Annotated in this window: 18 protein-coding genes; 4 read left to right on the top strand and 14 right to left on the bottom strand. The window is 65.1% G+C overall.

Annotated features, from left to right (window positions below; translation table 11 throughout):
• Positions 1 to 23: 23 nt before the first annotated feature.
• The 3 genes from N4G42_RS05400 (at position 24) to N4G42_RS05390 (ending at position 3,665) form a co-directional block, all read left to right on the top strand.
• Positions 24 to 1,367 (top strand): tetratricopeptide repeat protein, encoded by a 1,344-nt coding sequence (locus tag N4G42_RS05400; RefSeq protein WP_260666439.1) that lies wholly within the window; start codon positions 24 to 26, stop codon positions 1,365 to 1,367.
• 295 nt (positions 1,368 to 1,662) lie between these two features.
• On the top strand, positions 1,663 to 2,559 hold the full coding sequence (locus tag N4G42_RS05395) for a hypothetical protein (protein ID WP_260666438.1): 897 nt from the start codon (positions 1,663 to 1,665) through the stop codon (positions 2,557 to 2,559).
• Positions 2,560 to 2,561: 2 nt separating this feature from the next.
• Positions 2,562 to 3,665, top strand: a complete 1,104-nt coding sequence (locus N4G42_RS05390) for a hypothetical protein (protein WP_260666437.1) — start codon at positions 2,562 to 2,564, stop codon at positions 3,663 to 3,665.
• A gap of 15 nt (positions 3,666 to 3,680) precedes the next feature.
• Here the strand turns inward: N4G42_RS05390 and N4G42_RS05385 are convergent, their stop codons facing one another.
• From N4G42_RS05385 to N4G42_RS05350, 8 genes are all read right to left on the bottom strand, one after another.
• Complete coding sequence (locus tag N4G42_RS05385) at positions 3,681 to 4,352, bottom strand: histidine phosphatase family protein (RefSeq protein WP_260666436.1); 672 nt, start codon at positions 4,350 to 4,352, stop codon at positions 3,681 to 3,683.
• Positions 4,353 to 4,476: 124 nt separating this feature from the next.
• Complete coding sequence (locus tag N4G42_RS05380) at positions 4,477 to 4,695, bottom strand: hypothetical protein (protein WP_260666435.1); 219 nt, start codon at positions 4,693 to 4,695, stop codon at positions 4,477 to 4,479.
• Between the two features lie 81 nt (positions 4,696 to 4,776).
• Positions 4,777 to 5,631 (bottom strand): DUF429 domain-containing protein, encoded by an 855-nt coding sequence (locus tag N4G42_RS05375; RefSeq protein ID WP_260666434.1) that lies wholly within the window; start codon positions 5,629 to 5,631, stop codon positions 4,777 to 4,779.
• Positions 5,628 to 6,509, bottom strand: a complete 882-nt coding sequence (locus N4G42_RS05370) for a DMT family transporter (RefSeq protein WP_056060430.1) — start codon at positions 6,507 to 6,509, stop codon at positions 5,628 to 5,630. The genes N4G42_RS05375 and N4G42_RS05370 overlap by 4 nt, the downstream gene beginning before the upstream one ends.
• Before the next feature lie 206 nt (positions 6,510 to 6,715).
• Positions 6,716 to 7,138 (bottom strand): BLUF domain-containing protein, encoded by a 423-nt coding sequence (locus N4G42_RS05365; protein ID WP_056060427.1) that lies wholly within the window; start codon positions 7,136 to 7,138, stop codon positions 6,716 to 6,718.
• A 2-nt stretch (positions 7,139 to 7,140) separates the two neighbouring features.
• Positions 7,141 to 7,866: a GTP cyclohydrolase I gene (gene folE, locus N4G42_RS05360; RefSeq protein WP_060986750.1), complete on the bottom strand. Its 726-nt coding sequence runs from the start codon at positions 7,864 to 7,866 to the stop codon at positions 7,141 to 7,143.
• Between the two features lie 117 nt (positions 7,867 to 7,983).
• Positions 7,984 to 9,228 carry a cardiolipin synthase ClsB gene (gene clsB / locus N4G42_RS05355; RefSeq protein ID WP_121943675.1) on the bottom strand — a complete coding sequence of 415 codons (1,245 nt, stop codon included), beginning with the start codon at positions 9,226 to 9,228 and terminating at the stop codon, positions 7,984 to 7,986.
• A 37-nt stretch (positions 9,229 to 9,265) separates the two neighbouring features.
• The gene (locus N4G42_RS05350) at positions 9,266 to 10,003 is read right to left on the bottom strand and encodes an endonuclease/exonuclease/phosphatase family protein (RefSeq protein ID WP_260666432.1); all 738 of its coding nucleotides are present in this window, start codon (positions 10,001 to 10,003) and stop codon (positions 9,266 to 9,268) included.
• A gap of 356 nt (positions 10,004 to 10,359) precedes the next feature.
• Between N4G42_RS05350 and N4G42_RS05345 the strand changes: the two genes are divergently transcribed.
• On the top strand, positions 10,360 to 12,126 hold the full coding sequence (locus tag N4G42_RS05345) for a response regulator (RefSeq protein WP_056060415.1): 1,767 nt from the start codon (positions 10,360 to 10,362) through the stop codon (positions 12,124 to 12,126).
• A 52-nt stretch (positions 12,127 to 12,178) separates the two neighbouring features.
• Here the strand turns inward: N4G42_RS05345 and nudB are convergent, their stop codons facing one another.
• The 6 genes from nudB to N4G42_RS05315 all read right to left on the bottom strand — a co-directional run.
• Entirely contained in the window at positions 12,179 to 12,655 is a 477-nt protein-coding gene (gene nudB / locus N4G42_RS05340) for a dihydroneopterin triphosphate diphosphatase (RefSeq protein WP_192418240.1), read from the bottom strand.
• A gap of 11 nt (positions 12,656 to 12,666) precedes the next feature.
• Complete coding sequence (locus N4G42_RS05335) at positions 12,667 to 13,494, bottom strand: CsgG/HfaB family protein (RefSeq protein WP_056060409.1); 828 nt, start codon at positions 13,492 to 13,494, stop codon at positions 12,667 to 12,669.
• A gap of 137 nt (positions 13,495 to 13,631) precedes the next feature.
• Positions 13,632 to 15,449 carry an aspartate--tRNA ligase gene (gene aspS / locus N4G42_RS05330; RefSeq protein ID WP_056060406.1) on the bottom strand — a complete coding sequence of 606 codons (1,818 nt, stop codon included), beginning with the start codon at positions 15,447 to 15,449 and terminating at the stop codon, positions 13,632 to 13,634.
• Between the two features lie 53 nt (positions 15,450 to 15,502).
• On the bottom strand, positions 15,503 to 16,123 hold the full coding sequence (locus tag N4G42_RS05325) for a DUF502 domain-containing protein (RefSeq protein WP_056747297.1): 621 nt from the start codon (positions 16,121 to 16,123) through the stop codon (positions 15,503 to 15,505).
• Positions 16,124 to 16,131: 8 nt separating this feature from the next.
• Positions 16,132 to 16,482 carry an FmdB family zinc ribbon protein gene (locus N4G42_RS05320; protein WP_056060401.1) on the bottom strand — a complete coding sequence of 117 codons (351 nt, stop codon included), beginning with the start codon at positions 16,480 to 16,482 and terminating at the stop codon, positions 16,132 to 16,134.
• 141 nt (positions 16,483 to 16,623) lie between these two features.
• A partial coding sequence (locus tag N4G42_RS05315) for an HNH endonuclease (RefSeq protein ID WP_260666431.1) occupies positions 16,624 to 16,889 on the bottom strand: 266 nt, incomplete at its 5' end.

The following is a 16,889-nucleotide window of genomic DNA, read 5'->3' as shown; positions in this document are numbered from 1 at the left end:
GCCCAGCGACCCAACAATGCCCCATGCCATCCTCCACGCACACCCGCATGACCGACAGCCTGGGCAACCCCATCACGCTGCACGACGAGGCCAGCGCGACAGCGCTGAATGACTTTGTAGAAGGCTTCATCGCCTGCGAGGCCCGCGCGGTGAACGTGCTGAACGCGGCGGCCGACACCAGCCCCATCGTGCAGGCCAGTTGCGCGGCGCTGCACATGTTTGCCGAATCGGCCGACGCACCGCGCAACGCGCGCCCTTTCATCAACCAGGCGCTGGCCAACGCCCCACAAGCCAGTGACCGCGAGCAACGTTTTGTCGCCGCCGTGGCTGCCTGGGTGGATGGCAACCTGCCCCGTGCGATTGCGCTGCATGAGGAGCAGGCACGCCTGTTTCCACGCGACTTGGCATCGCTCAAGCTCGGTCAATACCATTTGTTCAACCGGGGGGACTCGCCGGGCATGCTGCGCCTGGCGCTGCAGGCCCTGCCCGCAGCGGCCGAGGTGCCCTACCTGCACGGCATGCTGGCCTTTGGCTGGGAGCAATGCCACCGCCTGCAAGAGGCTGAAAGCGCCGCACGCCACGCCATCACCCTGTGCCGCAAAGAGCCTTGGGCCCACCACGCGCTGGCCCACGTCATGCTGACCCAGGGCCGCATCCGCGAAGGTACCGACTTCATGGCCAGCGTGGGCGACACCTGGACGGGCCTGAACTCCTTCATGGTCACGCACAACTGGTGGCACCAGGCGCTGTTCCTGCTGGAGCAGGACCGGCACGCCGAAGTGCTGGCGCTCTACGACAGCCAGGTCTGGGGCGTTGTCAAGGAATACACCCAGGACCAGATCAATGCCGTGTCGCTGCTCGCCCGGCTAGAGCTGGCGGGCGTGGATGTGGGCGACCGCTGGGCTGATGTGGCCAACCACCTCGCGCAACGCCTTGCCGACCATGTGCTGCCCTTCCTGGACCTGCAATACCTCTACGGCCTGGCCCGCGCCGGGCGCATGGAGGCCGCGCGCACTCTGCAAAACAACATCACCGCCCACGCCGCCACCCGCACCGAGGCGCAGGAGCGCACCGTGTGGCAACAGGTGTGCGTGCCCGCCGCCCACGGCCTGCTGGCGCATGCGCAGGGCGACTGGGCGACCGCTGTGGAGAAGCTGAGCGTGGCCCTGCCCCGGCTAGTGGAGATTGGCGGCAGCCACGCGCAGCGGGATCTGTTTCACCAGATCTGGCTGGATGCACTGAAGCGCAATGGGCAGTGGGCGGCGGTGCAGAACGAGTTGCAGCCGTTGGTGAATGGGCAGCCGGAGTCGGCGAGGCTGGCGCGGCAGGTGGGGGTGGTGAATGCAGCGCTGAGATTGCCGGGTTGAGTCCCAAAGCCGCTTCCCAACGCGCTCCACACCAAACGCAACCAGACTTGGATTCGCGTAACGACTTTCACACCCAGATACAGCCAACAGGCTGATCAATCCCTGTTTCCAGAGAATCTGGAAATGACAATTGCGGGCCGTTTAACTTCATGCCGACCTGTGTGCTGTGCCAATCGACGCATCCACATGCTGCGTCGTAGAGAGCGAGTGAGACACCCAGCCGGTACCCAACATGCCTCTCGTTATTTCCAGTCAGCCCACAGGCCCACGCTTCTCTATCACCGCCGAGGCTGAGATGCCCGCCATAGTGGTGACGGCGGCGCTACAAAACCAGCCCATGCCCTCGGGTGCAGCCCCCATATACGAATGGTCGGCCACGTTGGCTTTTGACGGTAGTTCACCAGCCACCAATGCCACCTTTGGCGGCGGAAGAAGCACGCAGCACAGCCGCATCGCTCCGCAGGTAAGTGCCAACGCCAGTTGGCGAATACCCTTCACCGAAATACGGGGCGGCGTGTTGACGGTGCAAGTCATTTTGCGAGCTGGAGGGACAGAGCAGCGCGCTCAGGCGACATGGACGATTGCTGGAACCAATCCCACTGGCACGGCCATACGCGCCTTTGCCAACAGCATTGGGGCCAACCGCGCCGTCTTTCGAAAGAAAATGCGCCAGGAAAGCTCGCTCCAACAGTTCCGGACGCCGGGTAACTGGCCGAAGTACAGCAGCGATGGTCTTGGCGGCGTTGGCTTGTGCCAACTGACACGCCCTGCACCTACTGCCGATCAGACCTGGAGCTGGAAAGAGAATGTACGCGGCGGATGGGCGCTGTACTTGGAAAAGGAACGCATTGCCCGCGCTTACCCTCGCAACGTACGTAGCGGAGAGCGTTTTCGTAATCTGGTGACTGCATGGAACCGCGCTCGTACCGCACAAGGGCTGCCCGCCTTGCCTGTGGAATTACCTGACTACACGCCAGAGCAACTTGAGTTGGACACACTTCGCGGCTTCAACGGATATGCCAATGGCTTGCATGAGTACAGGGTACGACTCGATAACGGCGCTCTTTTCGTCACTGTGGACTCCAGCGGTCAACGGGGTTTCGCCGAATGGGAGCGAGTGCCAGTAGCCGCCAGAGGCACGGTCGGAGATCCAAACTATGTAGAGAACGTGCTTGCCCAATCGGACTTCTGAACGTGCTGACAACCTCTGATTCCATTGCGACCCGCCCACGCGGTCTGCTAGCTGCGTCCGGCGTACTGGCCTTGTCTTTGCTTCTGGCGGCGTGTTCCCCAGAAAATGCAAACACCGCGTCGCAAGTACGTGCTCCTACGGCGGCTAGCGGGAGAGAGAACTCGCAGCATCTGTATGTGGTGTATTGCAACGGCACCGTTGACCACCTGGATCTTGCGAAACAGGCCAAGGTAGCAAGCTTTCAACTGTCAGACCGCAGCGGCAGCCCTCCCGCCGTGGCCAAGCTGCCGGCAGCAGGCGTGCGACCAGACAGCTGCTTGGCCAGACCGGCCTCGTTGACCGATGCCCTGCCTCAGGATGAAGGAATGGCGTTCATCGTTGCATCTGCCCAGTTGCAGCGTGACGACACAAGCGGACGCATGCCCCACAGTCTCCTCAAATTTTCAGTGCCTGCATGGACTTTGCAGAGCCGACAGGATCTGGGCAGCTTTGATGTACTCAATGGAACGCCGCCACGCATTACACGTGGCTCCGACGGGCGGCTCAAGCCCCAGCCGGCTGAAATCGACCTGACTTCTGAGCTGCGTGCAGAGCTCAGCCGTTACGCGGGCGGCGCCACGGTGACATTTGCCACTCCGCTCGCAACATCTGCCAACACCGCGCTGATTGGATACACAGCTTCTCAAAATGCCCACGGTGCGGCTTATGCGCTGATGCACCGTACACAGCGCAGCATCGTACGGATTGAGGGCGTTCCCGGCAGCGACCCTGAGCCTGCTCTCACGCTGGCGCCGGGGGGGCAGTTTGTCCTGCACTCGGTGCGCGCTTTCTCCTCCAAGCAGGGCAGCCGCCAACTCGCAGCCACAGGCGAACTGAGGCTGTACGGAGCGGACGGTAAGCTGGTCAGCCAGCAAACCGATGAGCGTGTTGCCGGAGAGTGGTATCCCATCGCGCTGACGCCGCAGGGAGTCGCCGTTTACACCGATCGACGCGGTACCTACCGCTTCGTGACACTAGGGCGTATGTTTGGTGTGGAGCCTGTGCAGGACCCCAATACCGATGACCTGGACGGTACACGCCCGGGTGTCATCTATGCAGGCGGGTAAAGACCACGGGCCTTCTCACCGCACCACCAACTTCGTCTGGTCGTACACCGGCTGCTCTGGCAAATCCGCCAGGTGCCGCACATCGGCCCAGTCCAGCACCTCCACCGCTTCTCCGCTCACCCGCACGCGGTTGAGCCCCGCGTTGGGGATATCGCTCTGGCGGGGACCGTCCAGCCCCGTGCCGCGTGCAGTGCGCCAGATCATGTCGAGCACGCCGCCATGGGTGACCACCATCACCGTCTGGCCACTGTGCTGCTGGGCGATGCGGTAGACGGCGTCCATCACGCGGGTGTGGAACTGGCGGGTGGTCTCGCCGCCGGGCATGCCGTAGTCGGCTTCAAAGCGCAGCCACTGGTTCCATGCGTCGGCGTGTTCCTGCTTGACGTCGTCCACGCGCTTGCCGTCCACCACGCCAAAGTTTTGCTCGCGCAGGGCGCTGTCGGTGAGGGTGTCGATGCGGGCCTGGGGGAACAACACCTGCAGGCTGGGCGTGGCCGTCTGCTGGGTGCGGATGAGGTCGCTGCAGATGAGGTGGTGCACCACGGGGCGCTCTGCGGCCACACGCTCTGCCAGGCGGCGGGCCTGTTCGTGGCCAGTGGCGTTGAGGGGCACATCCACGTGGCCCTGGAAGCGCAGTTCGCGGTTCCAGTCGGTCTCTCCGTGGCGGATCAGGATCAATTCAGTCATGCGTGACATTATCGAATGCATGCACATGATTGCAAGCACTTTTGGCTGCTAGCGCTTATGCAATAAGCGCTGATAGCTATGTTTTTTATAACAGCCGCCTGTCCACCACCCACCGTGCGGCCAGTCACCGCATGGGCACGACCAGTACCTTGCGGCGCGGCTGGCAGCCGGGGCCTTCGTGGGGGGTGCTGTCCTGCTCCCAGCCCGGGCCGGGCGAGGTTTGCGCGCACACACGTTGGCCATCGACCAGGCTGCGCCAGTAGTACCAGGGCGCGGGGGCGGCCTGTACCAGCAGCGGGGCCAGCAGAGTCAGGACCAGCAAGCGGCGGGGGACAAAAGACATGGCAAACAAAGTCCTACGTGTACCGCCCATGCTACGCAGCCTGCGGCGGGCCGATGCCCGGAAAAGCGGCGGAATCGTTGGTCAGGGCTTGTCCGCCGTGACGATCCAGCCTTCGAGTGGATCGAGTCCCGGCGGCAGGCCATAGAGCGCATCGCCCTCGGCATGGCGCTGCTCGGCCCAGGCGGCCTGCAGCAGGCACAGCACGGCGTCCAGGCTGTCGCCGCTGGCGTCCTGCACCAGCGCGTCGCGCTGGGCGTGGCTGAGCTTGAGGCGCAGGCCCGGGCGGGTGTGGCCCAGCTCCAGCGCGTTGACCAGGTCTTTGCGGGCGATGAGGCGGTCGGGCGTCTGCTTGGCGCGGTCGTCGCTTTTGTAGCTGCGCCGCTGCAGCACCTCGCGCGCGAGCAGACCGGGGTAGGCCTCCAGCGCCACGCGGCGGGGGTCGCCTGCGTGCAAGCCGGGCAGGTGCACGCCCGCGTCCAGCAGCAGCGGCAGGCCCGCGTGCAGCATGTAGGCCACCGGCGGGTTCACCCATTTCATCGAGGGGCTGGAGCCTGCGGGCCCGTCGGTGGCGCGGTGGGCAAACTTGCCGCCCACGGGGCGCGCGTCGCAAAACGCCGCAAACTGCGCGCGGATCTGGTCGCGGCTGAGGCTGCGGTAGTGCTGCATACACGCCAGCCAGTCAGTGGGCCAGCCCAGCGCCTGCACCAGCTCGCGCGGCAGGCCAAAAGGCAGGTCGAACCCGCCCACCCAGTCGCCGGGCTGCACCAGCCACTGGCCGAACGCGGCCAGGGTGTCGAACGGCTGCAGCGTGGTGAGCGACACGCGCGCGCCCTGGCGCTGGCCCAGCGCCAGCACGATGGGTTTGCGCCGCGTGGGGCTGCTGGAGAAGTCGCAGCCCAGCAGGTGGAATGGGGGTTGGGGTGCCATGGTGGTCATCCCAAGGCCAGGGCCGTGACACCCGCTGCAATGCACAGCGCGCCACAGATACGCGCCAGGCGGTCCCCCTCGCCCAGCAGGTGCCCGCCAATCAGCGCGGCAAACAGCATGGACACCTCGCGCGCCGGGGCCACGTGCGACAGGGGCGCCTGCTGCATGGCATAAAGCACCAGCACATAGGCCACCGGGCTCACCACCGCCACGGCCAGGGCAAAACGCCACTGCGCCAGCCACAGCGTGCGGGCCGTGGGCAGGTCGCGCAGCACCACCGGGGCCAACAGGCCCACACGCACAAAGTTGCCCATGTAGTCCACCAGAATGGGCGACATGAGCAGAAACTTGACCGCATAGCCGTCAACCACCGTGTAGCTGGCAATGAAAGCCCCCGTGAGCAAGCCGTACAACATGCCCTTGTGCACCCGCGCCCGCGCGGCAGGGTCGTGCGCGGCGCGCAGCAGGCCCGGGCCACCCGCGATCAGAAACACGCCCCCCACCACGCCCACGATGCCCAAGGCACCCAGCGCCGAGATCTGCTCGCCCAGCAGCGTGATAGCCACCAGCGACGACAACAGCGGCCCCGAGCCGCGCGCCAGCGGGTAGACCACGGTGAGGTCCGCCACACGGTAGCCGCGCAGCAGGATGACGAAGTACGCCACATGCAGCAGCCCGCTGGCGGCCACGAAGCCCCACTCCACCGCACCCCACTGCGGCACCGCGTCGCGCCCCAGGTACCAGCCCAGCGGCGCCCAGACGACCATCATGATCACCGAGGTGAAGAACGCAAACCGCGAGTCCCCCCCGGCCTTCTTGGCCACGATGTTCCAGCACGCGTGGATGAGGCCGGCGAGGATGATGAGGGCGAAGGCGGTAAAGGTCACGGGTGAGAAAGAGAGAGGGCTTGAATGCAAAAAGCCGCAGCCCCTGTGGGCTGCGGCTGAAATGGCGAGTTCAGGACAACGACGAAAAGTGGGGTGATTTGCGTAGCGAGCGGCCTCAGCCTGGGTTGAGGAACGCAGCCGCACTCCCGTGCGGCGAGTACCGCAGACCCGGGATCAGGCCGCGCAGTAGCAAAGCGCCCCGCTTTTCAGGCTCTTCCGATGATGGAGGCGGTGGCCATCAGTTCTTCGAGCAGCGCAAAAGACACCTTGCCCGACACCGCATACGGATCCAGCTCGGGCTTTTCGGAATATTTGAGCAAGATGGAGTGGTTGATCTTGGACAGGTTGACCTGCCCCATGGTCCAGCCGCCAAAGCGGCGCTCGGCGATTTCTTCGTAGTGCAGCAGCTCCACGTTCTTGTGGCGCGTGTCCTTCTGGATGTGGCCGTACAGCTCGCTCACCGCAGAGCGTCCGCCCTCGATGGCTTGCAAAAACACGCCGCCGCCGTAGCACAGCACGCCGGTGATGCCGCTGCCGGGGTTGTGCTGGCGCGACTGCGTCAGGATGGCTTCAATGGCGGCGGGCGAGGTATCGACCGCGCGACTGGCGTAAAGCAGGCGTACCAGCATGGTCAGTTCTTTCCAGGAATGAGGGACAAAAATTCACGGCGCAAAGCGCTGTCCTTGAGGAACACGCCGCGCATGACCGAGTTGATCATGCGGCTGTCGTTGTCGCGCACGCCGCGCCAGGACATGCAGAAGTGGCTGGCTTCCATGACGATGGCCAGGCCGTCGGGCTGGGTCTTTTCCATGATCAGGTCGGCCAGCTGGACCACGGCTTCTTCCTGGATCTGGGGGCGGCCCATGATCCAGTCCACCAGGCGCGCGTATTTGGACAGGCCGATCACGTTGGTGTGCTCGTTGGGCATCACGCCGATCCAGATCTTGCCGATCACGGGGCAGAAGTGGTGGCTGCAGGCGCTGCGCACGGTGAGCGGGCCCACGATCATCAGTTCGTTGAGGTGCTCGGCGTTCGGGAACTCGGTGATGGGCGGCTGTGCCACATAGCGGCCGCGGAACACCTCGTTGAGGTACATCTTGGCCACGCGGCGCGCGGTGTTGTTGGTGTTGTGGTCGCCTTCGGTGTTGATGACCAGGCTGTCGAGCACGCCTTGCATCTTGACCTCGACCTCGTCGAGCAGCTTTTCCAGCTCGCCGGGCTCGATGAATTCGGCAATGTTGTCGTTGGCGTGAAAGCGCTTGCGCGCGGCGGCAAGGCGTTCTCGGATCTTGACGGAAACGGGCGTGCCTTCGTCCGGTGAGGTGGGCGTCATATCGGCGGCAGGTTGGCTGGACATGGCTGGCATCGTACCAGCGAACCCAGTTTGATCAATTACAAGGGTTTTAGGCAGCAAGCGCTAGTGGAATATGCCTTAGAAGCTATCAATAAAGTAGCAATCTCGACAAAGGCGCCCTCAATACCGCTTGCCCGTCACCCACAGCGCCAGGCGCATGAGACCAAACGCCACGCGGTCCAGCACCCGCTGGCGCAGCGGGCGGCCTGCGTAGCGCGCCGGGTCCATGCGGCGGCCCGCGTGCTGCATGGCGTGCACCAGGCGCTGGCGCAGGTCAATGGCGAAGGCGGCGTCTTCCACCACCACGTTGGCCTCGCGCGCCAGCAGCAACGAAAGCGGGTCGAGGTTGGACGAGCCCACCGTGGCCCAGGGCCGGTCGCCCTGCGCATCGATGACGGCCACCTTGGCATGCAGAAAGCTGGGGGCGTACTCGTAGATCTCGACGCCGGCCTCCAGCAGCGCGCCGTACACGGGACGGGCCGCGTGGTACTGCATGAAGTATTCGTACCGTCCCTGCAACAGCAGGCGCACCCGCACACCCCGGCGTGCGGCCATCACCAGCGCGCGGCGCAGCTTGCCGCCGGGCATGAAGTAGGCATTGGCAATGATGACCTCGTGCCGCGCCGCGCCGATGGCGCGGCGGTAGGCCTTCTCGATGCGGCTGCGGTTGCGCACGTTGTCGCGCAGCACCAGGGTGGCGCGCACAGGCGGGCCTGCGCCGGGATCGCCGCCCTGCTCCGCGTGCCGTGCCGCGCTGGCCGCGCGCAAGGCCTGCAGGGCCTCCGGCAAGCGGCGCTGGCGTGCATCGCGTACGGCCTGCATGCGCCACCAAAGCTGGTCCATCGTGTCGCTGGCCGATGCCACCAGGCTGCCCGTGGCCCGCACGGCAAAGTCAAAACGGGGGGCCTCCAGCGCGCCGTGGTTGGGGTCGTGAAAGTCGTCCAGCACATTGATGCCGCCGCAAAACAGCACCCGCCCATCCACCACACACAGCTTGCGGTGCAGGCGCCGCCAGCGGTGTGGCAGCAGCAGCCCCAGCGGCCCCAGCGGCGAATACACGCTGCACAGCACCCCGGCGGCCTGAAACTGATCGGCCCAGGCCTTGGGCAACGCACCCGTGCCCACGCCATCGACCACCAGATGGGTGCGCACGCCGCGCGCTGCAGCGCGCATCAGCGCCTGGGCCACTGTGGCTCCGGCGCCGGTGAAGTCAAAGATGTAGGTCTCGAACTGGATGTCCGCCATCGCAGCATCCATGGCCTCGGTGAGCGCCGGAAAGAACTCCTCGGCGCCTTGCAGCAGTCGGACCTGGTGGTCGTCGGCGGGCCCGGTGCCCGGGGTCTGCGCAAAGGGCTTGCGCCTCATCCCGCCACCCCGCCACCGCGCACACCCCGGCAGCGCCTCACAGCCGGAACTCCGCGATCAGGGGCAGATGGTCCGACATGCGCCACCAGATGCGCCCACGGGGCACCTGCAGCGACAGCGGCGTGAGCCCACGCGCGTACACATGGTCCAGCTGCGCCAGCGGCAGGCGCGCGGGGTAGGTGAAGGTGCGGGGCGCATCCCATTCATACAGGCCAAAGCCAGCCAGCATGCGCTTGAGCAACTGCCCCCAGTCGTTGAAGTCACCGGCCACCACCAGCGGCGTGCCAGACGGCACCTCGCGCTCGATGAAGCCCTGCAGACGCTCGACCTGGCGGATGCGGCTGCCAGGGATCAGGCCCAGGTGCACCACGATCACGTGCACGTTGCGGCCCTGCACATCCACCTCCACATGTAGCAGCCCGCGCTGCTCGAAACGGTGGTCCGAGATGTCTTCATGCTGGTGCCCGATCACCGGCCAGCGGGTCAGCAACGCGTTGCCATGTTCGCCGTGTTTGGTGACCGCATTGGTGCGGTACACCGCCTCGTAGCCTTCGGGCGCCAGGAACTCGGCCTGCGGCAGATCAGGCCAGCGCTGAAAGTAGGCCGCCTCGCGCCGGTGCAGCTTGCGCACCTCCTGCAGGCAAACGATGTCGGCGTCGAGCTGCTCCACCGCCAGGCCCAGGTTGTGAATCTCCAGCCGCCGCGCGGGCCCGATGCCTTGCACACCCTTGTGGATGTTGTAGGTGGCTACGCGCAGGATGTCGTCGTGTTGCATGGTCCTAGGAGGGGTAATTGAACGCGCTCGCCAGCGTCGCGATGGGTGCGCCAGGTAAGGCGCGAGGACGCGGCGGGCTCATGCCCGCAAGAAGGAGCAACGCCGCATGGCGCGCCCAGCGCGGTGCTGGCGAATGCGTAGCGTGCCCACTCGACAAGCGAACATCAACGAAGCAGCGAGAGTCAGTATCCATGAGGCGCCCTTGAAAACGGCAAGCGGTCAATTGCCGCTCCTAGGACTGGAGATTGTGTCGCAAGCCGTGGTGGCAAGGGGTTTGCCCGACGCAGGCAGGGGACGGCAGCGCTTTACACTGGAGACTCCAACATTTTGAGCACGCAGGGACGGCCCCGACCCCCATGGCTACCGAGAGCGGCCCCAATCCCGCCCCACAGACCCAGGCGCTGATCGTGGACAGCAATGCCACATCGCGCAGCATTCTGGTGGGGCAGCTGCGCGAGTACGGCGTGACCCGCATCGTGCAATGCTCCCGTGTGCAGGACGCGCGCGCCCGACTGGAGCACACGGTGTTCGACTACGTGTTGTGCGACCAGTTTTTTGGCGAATCCAACTACTCGGGCCAGACCCTGCTGGACGACCTGCGGCGCGCGCAGTTGCTGCCGTTTTCTACGGTGTTCTTCATGGTCACGGCCGAGGCGTCGTACGCCGCAGTGGCCGAGGCCGCCGAGTCGGCCCTGGACGGCTACCTGCTCAAGCCCTTCACGCCCAGCGCGCTGTTCGAGCGCCTGAGCCTGGCGCGCCTGCGCAAGATCCACCTCAAGCCCATTTTCGATGCCATCGAGGCCGAGGACTTCGAGCAGGCCGCCGCGCTGTGCGTGGAGCGTTTCGAGGCCCGCAAGCCCTATTGGCTGTACGCCGCCCGCATCGGGTCGGAGCTGCTGCTGCGCCTGGGCCGCCACGACGAGGCGCGCACCCTGTTCGAGGCCGTCATCGCGGCACGGGCCCTGCCCTGGGCCAAGCTGGGCGTGGCCCGCGCACAGATCGAATCAGGCCAGGCCGCGCGCGCCATCACCACCTTGCAGGAGTTGATTGGCGAAGACGCGTCGTTCGCCGACGCCTACGACGTGCTGGGCCGCGCGCAGGTGGAGATGGGCAATTTTTCGCAGGCCATCGAAACCTACCGCACGGCCAGCACCCTCACGCCCGACTCGGTGGTGCGGCTGCAGAAGCTGGGGATGATGTCGTACTACATGGGCGACCGCGCCACCGCCACCAAGGTGCTGGCACGCGCCACAGTGCTGGGCATTGACTCCAAGCTGTTCGACTACCAGTCGCTGGTGCTGCTGACGTTTGCGTATTACGCCGAGAACGACCGCAAGGGCATCGAGCGCTGCATGGCCGACTTTGCGCGCATCCTGGAGCGCCACTACGGCAGCGCGCGCATCCGGCGTTTTGCCGAGGTGGCGCGGGCGCTGCAGCTCATCCAGCAGCGGCAGTTCTCGCAAGCGGTTGAATCGGTGCGTGGCATGGCCCGCGAGATCACGTCCAGCACCTTCGACTTTGAGGCTGCCTGCAACCTGGGCAGCCTGCTGGCCGTATTGGCCGTCACGTCGATCGAGCTGCCCGAGGGCGACAGCTGGGTGCTGGCACTGGGCATGCGCTATGCCAACACACGCGGCTTGACCGAGCTGATGGCCAACGCCTGCAATCTGCATGAGCCTTATAGCCAACTGGTGCGAGACTGCCTGCAACGCGTCAACAAGACGGCCGAAGTCGCCATGGCGCAAAGCCTGGGCGGCGACCCTGGCGGTGCCGTGCAAAACCTGCTGGCCGAAGCCGAACGCACACTCAACTCCAAACTGCTCGATATGGCACAGCAAGTGCTGCTACGCCATGGCGCGCGCATGGCTGCCCCGCAACCGCTGCAAGAGAGCATCGACGCACTGCGCGCCCGCATGGGCAGCACCCCGGCGAGGGCCATCCTGGGGCAAGACAGTGAACGTCACCCAGGCGGTGTGGCGCTGAGGGTGCGGGGCAGCAGCGACAACACGCCCACGCGCACTCCGCAGCCATCGCCCGACAGCTCGGCCCTCGGCCCGTCGCCCGCAGACGATGCCGACGATCCTGCTGCCGCCCTGCGCTTGCGGCCTCCAGACGCCTCTTGAGGCGACGCCGCCCGGCCTTGCCCCTGTTGCCGCCGGGCCATTCGGAGTCCACTCACCCGAGATGCAAAAACCGGGGGAGCAACAGGCACGCCTCGGCATTGGACGCGGAAAAGCACCGGTCAGCGGCCTGCTGCCAGGGCAGCCACTCATAGGCGTCGTGCTCACGTGGGCTCAGCACCACGGGCGTGCCTGCGGGCACACGCAGGCCAAACACGCGCTCACGGTTGCGCACCACGCCAGGGGCATAACGGTGCAGCCATTGGGGCCAGATGTCGTACACGTTCTCCAGCGCCCAGTCGGTCAGCAGGCAACCCGGTGCCTGGGTGTCTATCCCGGTTTCTTCGGCCACTTCACGGCGTGCGGTCTCGGCAAAAGGCTCGTCCAGCGCATCCTTGCTACCGGTGACCGACTGCCAATGCCCCTCGCCCCCGGTGCGGCGGATCAGCAGCACCTCCAGCGCGGGGGTGTGGATCACCACCAGCACCGACTCTGGAAGCTTGTAAGGCCGCGGTGGCCCGGCGGCTGCCATGGCCTGTGCCTTCAGCCCCCCTTGGGGCGCTGGGCTGCCGTGGTGGTGGGCACGGGCGGGGGCAGCTCCTTGGCCTGCAACGCACGCGCCTGCACCACCAGCTGGTTGTGCGCGTCCAGAAACGCCGCAGCAATGACCTTGCCTTCGTTGGTATTGCTCCAGCCAGCGCCCGCAGCCCCCCCCAGCTTGCCGAACACCAGGCCGCCCACCCCCAGGTCGGTGGTGCGCGCTGAGCCGGTGGCCGCTGCTACCTGTTCGGTGGTTTCGTTGTCCGACAGCAGCAAGGCCGTCTGTGCTTCCTTGAACTTGACCTGCTCCACCAGCCCGGCCAGGCCTGCGATGTCGCGCAGTACCGGGATCATGGCAATCACTCCGGCAAGGCCCCGGCCCGCATCCTGCTCGCTGAACGTGAGGCTGGGCGTGAGCGTGTACTGCGCCTCGTACCCCTTGCCCTTGGCCACGGTGGAGTTGTTCTTGCGCAGGATGCCTGCGTCCTTCAATTCCTGCTCCTGCACAGTGCCCTTCAGGCCCGCTGCCCGGTCCACCACGCGGAAACACCCGCTCTGCTGGGCCAGCAGCTTGACCAGCGGCACCGGCGACGCGGGCAGCTGGTAGCCCGAGCCCATGATGTAGCCATTGGGGTTCTCGGCCAGCGCCAGTGTGGCCACCGGTGCATCGCAACGCACCAGCTCACGGGCCGCGTTCTGCGCGCCCTGGGGCCCGGCCGAGCCCGTGACCACCGAGCCGCCCTGCCCCAGTTCGGTCTTCTTCTCGCCGCATCCGGCCAGGGCGATGCATGCGGCCGCAAGCAGCCAATGGGAGCGTGTCAACAAACGCATGGAAGTACCTCTTTCAGTCCGTGCACGGCGGCCAGTGCCCGATGCGCCGTGCATGAAAAAAGCGGCCAGGGCGCAAGGCCCGAGCCGCTCGGTGTGCGATGCATGGCTGCATGCGCGAAGGACGTGTGCGTCCGGAATCAGGCCGCAGTCTTGACCGCGTCGGGGTTGCGCAGGCGGATGTGCAGCTCGCGCAGCTGCTTTTCGTCCACAGGGCTGGGCGCCTGTGTGAGCAGACACTGGGCGCGTTGGGTCTTGGGGAAGGCGATCACGTCGCGGATCGACTCGGCACCGGTCATCAGCGTCACGATGCGGTCCAGGCCAAAGGCCAGGCCGCCGTGCGGAGGCGCGCCGTACTGCAGCGCATCCAGCAGGAAGCCGAACTTGAGCTGGGCTTCTTCGGGCGTGATGTTGAGGGCGTCAAACACCTTCTGCTGCACGTCGGCGCGGTGGATACGGACGGAGCCGCCACCCATTTCCCAGCCGTTGAGCACCATGTCGTAGCCCTTGGAGATGCACTTCTCGGGCGCAGTGACCATCCAGTCTTCGTGACCATCCTTGGGGCTGGTGAAGGGGTGGTGCACCGAGTTCCAGCGCTGGTTTTCCTCGTCGTACTCGAACATCGGGAAGTCGACCACCCACAGCGGGGCCCAGCGGTTCTCGAACAGGCCGTTCTTCTTGCCGAACTCGCTGTGGCCGATCTTGATACGCAGCGCGCCAATCGCGTCATTGACGATCTTTTCCTTGTCGGCACCGAAGAAGATCAGGTCGCCATCCTGTGCGCCAGTGCGCTCCAGCACGGCTTGCAGGGCTGCGTCGTGGATGTTCTTCACGATGGGCGACTGCAGACCGTCACGGCCCTTGGCCAGTTCATTGACGCGGATGTAGGCCAGGCCCTTGGCGCCGTAGATCTTGACGAACTCAGTGTAGGCGTCGATTTCGCCACGGCTGATGCCGCCGCCTTCGACCGAGCCACCGGGCACGCGCAGGCCGACCACGCGGCCATTCTTCATGTTGGCGGCGCCTGAGAACACCTTGAAGTCCACGTCCTTCATCACGTCGGTCAGCTCGGTGAATTCGAGCTTCACGCGCAGGTCGGGCTTGTCGGAGCCATACAGGCGCGCAGCGTCCTGGTAGGTCATGACGGGGAACTCGCCCAAGTCCACGCCCAGCGTGTTCTGGAACACCGTCTTGATCATGCCCTGGAACATGTCGCGAATGTCCTGCTCTTCCATGAACGATGTCTCGATATCGATCTGGGTGAATTCAGGCTGGCGGTCAGCACGCAAGTCTTCGTCGCGGAAGCACTTGGTGATCTGGTAGTAGCGGTCGAAGCCCGCCACCATCAGCAGCTGCTTGAACAGCTGGGGCGACTGGGGCAATGCGAAGAAATGGCCATCGTGCACGCGGCTGGGCACGAGGTAGTCGCGCGCGCCTTCGGGCGTGCTCTTGGTGAGCATGGGGGTTTCGATGTCGATGAAGCCATTCGCATCGAGGAACTTGCGCACTTCCATTGCCACCTTGTAGCGCAGCATCAGGTTGTTCTGCATGTACGGGCGGCGCAGGTCCAGCACGCGGTGCGTGAGGCGCGTGGTTTCCGACAGGTTTTCCTCGTCGATCTGGAACGGAGGCGTGACGGAGGGGTTGAGCACGTTCAGCTCATGGCACAGCACTTCGATCTGGCCGGTTTTGAGCTTGTCGTTGGTGGTGCCTGCGGGGCGTGCGCGCACCACACCCTTGACCTGCACGCAGAACTCGTTGCGCACGCCTTCAGCGACCTTGAACATCTCGGCGCGGTCGGGGTCGCACACCACCTGCACGTAGCCTTCGCGGTCGCGCAGGTCGATGAAGATCACGCCCCCATGGTCACGGCGGCGGTTCACCCAGCCCGACAGGGTAACGGTTTGGCCCAACAGGGCTTCGGTCACAAGACCGCAATAGTGGGAACGCATGGCCATGACAAAACTTCCGGCGCCGCAGGGCGCGTTGACGTTGAAAGAGATTGCTTTTCTTACTTGGGTGGGGGCAGCGTGGGGTCCGCTGGAGCCACCACACCCATGGAGACGATGTACTTGAGGGCGCTGTCCACACTCATTTCGAGCTCGACACAGTCGCTCTTGCGAACCATCACAAAATACCCCCCCGTGGGGTTGGGGGTGGTGGGCACGTATACGCTGACGAACTCGTCGCGCAGGTACGCAGCCACTTCACCATTGGGGGCGCCGGTGACGAACGCCACAGTCCATACCCCTTCGCGGGGCCACTGCACGAGCACGGCCTTGCGAAAGGCATTGCCGCTCTCGGAGAACAGCGTGTCCGACACCTGCTTGACGCTGGAGTAGATAGAGCGCACCACCGGAATGCGGTGCACCAGCGCGTCGCCCCACTGCACAAGCTTGCGGCCCGCAAAGTTGCTGGCAATGGCGCCCACCACGAGCAAGATGGCCAGCGTGAGGACCACACCAAAGCCCGGGACATGCACTCCGAGCAGCTTGTCGGGCTGCCACGCGCCGGGCAGGATCTGCAGGGTCTGGTCGAGCGTGCTCACAATCCAGTTGAGCACCCAGGCCGTGATGACACCGGGCACGATGACCAGAAGGCCTGTCAACAGCCATTTGCGCAGGGCAGCCATGCAGGTCCTCAGCTCGAAGAGGAAGAAGTGCCACTGGTACCGGTGGTGCCGGTAGCGCTAGCAGTGCTTGTGCTGGCCGCTTCCTTTTTAGGAGCATCACCGCCACTGGCAGGTGCCGCTGATTCAGTCTTGGACTCCGACTTGGCCTCGGTGGCCGGGGCGGAGTTGCCACCGTTTCCGCCACGGAAATCGGTCACGTACCAGCCCGAGCCCTTGAGCTGAAAACCTGCGGCAGTGACCTGCTTGGAGAAGGCTTCGGCGCCGCAGGCGGGGCACACCGTCAGGGGTGCGTCGGAGATTTTTTGCAGCACATCCTTGGCATGGCCACAGGAGCCGCATTTGTAGGCGTAAATAGGCATGTCAGTGTGTTGAGGGAAAGTGGGAGGGTAGGGACAGCCCATTACTGGACCATCCCCCCCTAAGAACCGTGCGTGCGACTTTCACCGCACACGGCTCAAGCACAACTTAGTCCAGCAATAAGCAAAACACGCGATTTTACTCTACGCGCCTTTCTTATCCTGAACCCTAAGCCTTGTTGAGGCCGGCTTCGCGACCGGCAACCCAAGGGCATGCAGCCTCTGATGGCACACCGGGTGCAGGAGCACCCGGTTAGACATAGCGTCCGACCCGCCATTCACCTTGTAAACAATGTGATGATCGTGCCAACCGCCTTCATGATCGAGCGGTTCTGTGCAGAGTGCACAGCGCCCGTCCTGGGAGATATACAGCATTGACGCTTCGTAACGATGGCGCAGGCTCCTTGCCG

Source organism: Acidovorax sp. K2F (genome assembly GCF_025246485.1).
GTDB classification, from domain to species: domain Bacteria; phylum Pseudomonadota; class Gammaproteobacteria; order Burkholderiales; family Burkholderiaceae_C; genus Acidovorax; species Acidovorax delafieldii.
The sequence above is the reverse complement of the archived record's forward strand: the minus strand, read 5'-3'. Positions and strand labels throughout refer to the sequence as shown.

Bases quoted from the DNA above. Each gene is read 5' to 3' on its own strand.
- N4G42_RS05400 (WP_260666439.1), top strand. From the start codon at position 24: ATGCCATCCTCCACGCACACCCGCATGACCGACAGCCTGGGCAACCCC.
- N4G42_RS05395 (WP_260666438.1), top strand. From the start codon at position 1,663: ATGCCCGCCATAGTGGTGACGGCGGCGCTACAAAACCAGCCCATGCCC.
- N4G42_RS05385 (WP_260666436.1), bottom strand. From the start codon at position 4,352: ATGACTGAATTGATCCTGATCCGCCACGGAGAGACCGACTGGAACCGC.
- N4G42_RS05380 (WP_260666435.1), bottom strand. From the start codon at position 4,695: ATGTCTTTTGTCCCCCGCCGCTTGCTGGTCCTGACTCTGCTGGCCCCG.
- N4G42_RS05375 (WP_260666434.1), bottom strand. From the start codon at position 5,631: ATGACCACCATGGCACCCCAACCCCCATTCCACCTGCTGGGCTGCGAC.
- N4G42_RS05365 (WP_056060427.1), bottom strand. From the start codon at position 7,138: ATGCTGGTACGCCTGCTTTACGCCAGTCGCGCGGTCGATACCTCGCCC.
- folE (WP_060986750.1), bottom strand. From the start codon at position 7,866: ATGTCCAGCCAACCTGCCGCCGATATGACGCCCACCTCACCGGACGAA.
- clsB (WP_121943675.1), bottom strand. From the start codon at position 9,228: ATGAGGCGCAAGCCCTTTGCGCAGACCCCGGGCACCGGGCCCGCCGAC.
- N4G42_RS05350 (WP_260666432.1), bottom strand. From the start codon at position 10,003: ATGCAACACGACGACATCCTGCGCGTAGCCACCTACAACATCCACAAG.
- N4G42_RS05345 (WP_056060415.1), top strand. From the start codon at position 10,360: ATGGCTACCGAGAGCGGCCCCAATCCCGCCCCACAGACCCAGGCGCTG.
- nudB (WP_192418240.1), bottom strand. From the start codon at position 12,655: ATGGCAGCCGCCGGGCCACCGCGGCCTTACAAGCTTCCAGAGTCGGTG.
- N4G42_RS05335 (WP_056060409.1), bottom strand. From the start codon at position 13,494: ATGCGTTTGTTGACACGCTCCCATTGGCTGCTTGCGGCCGCATGCATC.
- aspS (WP_056060406.1), bottom strand. From the start codon at position 15,449: ATGGCCATGCGTTCCCACTATTGCGGTCTTGTGACCGAAGCCCTGTTG.
- N4G42_RS05325 (WP_056747297.1), bottom strand. From the start codon at position 16,123: ATGGCTGCCCTGCGCAAATGGCTGTTGACAGGCCTTCTGGTCATCGTG.
- N4G42_RS05320 (WP_056060401.1), bottom strand. From the start codon at position 16,482: ATGCCTATTTACGCCTACAAATGCGGCTCCTGTGGCCATGCCAAGGAT.